This window comes from Shewanella algidipiscicola (assembly GCF_003605125.1).
Lineage (GTDB): Bacteria > Pseudomonadota > Gammaproteobacteria > Enterobacterales > Shewanellaceae > Shewanella > Shewanella algidipiscicola.
In genome coordinates this window covers 1-2,183 of record NZ_QPQT01000028.1, presented here as the reverse complement: position 1 = coordinate 2,183, position 2,183 = coordinate 1, and the positions used below count along the sequence as shown (strand labels likewise).

At 43.1% G+C, this 2,183-nt stretch carries 1 protein-coding gene, 1 tRNA gene and 3 rRNA genes; all 5 read right to left on the bottom strand.

Annotated features, from left to right (window positions below; genetic code table 11):
* Positions 1 to 1,219: 1,219 nt before the first annotated feature.
* Positions 1,220 to 1,342 (bottom strand): hypothetical protein, encoded by a 123-nt coding sequence (locus DVO77_RS19365; RefSeq protein ID WP_282958257.1) that lies wholly within the window; start codon positions 1,340 to 1,342, stop codon positions 1,220 to 1,222.
* A 130-nt stretch (positions 1,343 to 1,472) separates the two neighbouring features.
* A 5S ribosomal RNA gene (gene rrf, locus DVO77_RS18875) occupies positions 1,473 to 1,588 on the bottom strand.
* A gap of 43 nt (positions 1,589 to 1,631) precedes the next feature.
* A tRNA-Thr gene (locus tag DVO77_RS18870) sits at positions 1,632 to 1,707 on the bottom strand.
* Positions 1,708 to 1,792: 85 nt separating this feature from the next.
* Positions 1,793 to 1,908: ribosomal RNA gene (gene rrf, locus DVO77_RS18865) — 5S ribosomal RNA — on the bottom strand.
* Between the two features lie 173 nt (positions 1,909 to 2,081).
* Positions 2,082 to 2,183: ribosomal RNA gene (locus DVO77_RS18860) — 23S ribosomal RNA — on the bottom strand; the annotation flags it as partial.

Genomic DNA, 2,183 nt, shown 5'->3' with positions numbered 1-2,183 from the left:
TTTGTTAAAAGAGACGCTGACTTAGCTGCAAGTCCTATACTACCTAGATAGTTGGCCTGCTGTGCCGTGTCAGTGGATGCGCATTATAGGCAGTTCTCAGATGGGCGCAAGGGCTTTTTTCACTAAAAATGGAATTAGTTTTTATACCTCACTTAAGCACATACCTCACACGGCTTATGCACAGACTTACCCACAAATAACAAGCGAACATATAAACCAATCAAAACTGAATGCACTGCAATCACAGCCAACCAAGGTTTTCGGCATATACTACTAATACCCAGGTAATACCTGCCCACACTCACACTATTGCATATCGCAACGCAGGCAAAGCTTAAAATACAGTTCAAACGTTTATTAACATCTCAGCGTATCTACTTCTCGAACCCATTCATTATTGATTCCAAACAAGGTTTGCTTGAAACAACAAAAGTAAATAATGCCCCTATCGGCTAAAACAACCACAAGACAAAGGATTTCACAAGCACTACACAACTGGACGTGATTCACTTATCAGTACTTACAGGCATATAATGATACTTCCAACTCCTTTAGACATTTATCATTGATCTAGCGACCATCCTACACACCAGAGCTGCCCTCCAATTCCATAGGCTTGTGCAGCATCTCAACCAGAAATCCATATCGAACAAGGTGTTCTCAATTTTTGATAACAGATTTGTGCAAATATCTCGTGTTGAGCACTATTATTTCCACTTCCAAATGCAGTCAAGGAGTGACCTGTAATTGCCTGACGTAATTTAGGTGAACATAAAAAGCAATCAAGCTCTAGCCCCCCCTTTTCATTGGGTAGTTGCTAGTGCTTGTTAAATTCTCTTTCGAAAATAAGCAAGTACCTGACATGCCCAGCTACAAGTAACCTCCTCGCGTTTATAACATTGATGCCAAGAATATCATAAACGCATGATGCGGATTTTCACCAAGCTCAGCGATGTGGCCACCGCAATGCATCACGGAGGTGTCGATATTGAACAACTAAAAGGATATAGGAAATAGGCTAACCCATGTAACTGTTACCTAGGAGCACTTATCGACGCACATAGTGGGGCGTTCATGCTTACATAAGCAGAGAAGCCAGCTGTTATCATCACAGACAAATTCGAGGAGTAGGGTTAAAATATTAAAACTCTTTAAACGTAAAAAGCCACCTTATTCGGGTGGCTTCTCAACAATGCTTTACGAGTAAATTAGGCGTCCGTCATGTCCAGCTTCGAGCTAGCTCTCCGCGTTCAGGTCCAGCATCAAGCTGCGCTTGATAAGCACAGACGCTGCCCCCTACGACCGCCAAGGATGGCGGAAGTGTCGATATTGTCTGGAACATTTATCGACCTCCACATGGTTTTGAGCCTCACCACATTCGGACTTTTTATTTCCCCATGTTCGAGTGGTTATCTCTAGGCTTAAACGAGAAAAGCCCGTTGCATTAGCAACGGGCTTTTCTCATATTAGGCGTCTGGAAATGACCTACTCTCACATGGGGAGACCCCACACTACCATCGGCGCGATTGCGTTTCACTTCTGAGTTCGGGATGGGATCAGGTGGTACCACAATGCTATGGTTTCCAGAAAAATTTTGTTGATACTTTGTATTTAACTAAGTATCTAAATAATGGTGCTGATACCCAGAATCGAACTGGGGACCTCATCCTTACCAAGGATGCGCTCTACCGACTGAGCCATATCAGCACAAAACTCTGCGCAAATTGATGTCTTACATTTAACTGCATCATTCACTAAACTATTTTATTTTCATATTGAAAACAAATTAGGCGTCTGGAAATGACCTACTCTCACATGGGGAGACCCCACACTACCATCGGCGCGATTGCGTTTCACTTCTGAGTTCGGGATGGGATCAGGTGGTACCACAATGCTATGGTTTCCAGACAAAATTGGAAATTTAGAAAGCTGTTCCCGCTTACGCAGAAAGTTTTAAATTGAGTCACACTAAATCAAGTGTCTGTATTCTTTCGCTAAAGTTAACCATTATCGCGACCTCCATGGATGGAGGAAGTACTTTCAACGTCTGGAACGTTTCAAGTAAAACCCTTTTGGGTTGTATGGTTAAGCCTCACGGGTCATTAGTACAAGTTAGCTCAACGCCTCACAACGCTTACACACCTTGCCTATCAACGTAGTAGTCTCCTACGGCCCTTTAGAGG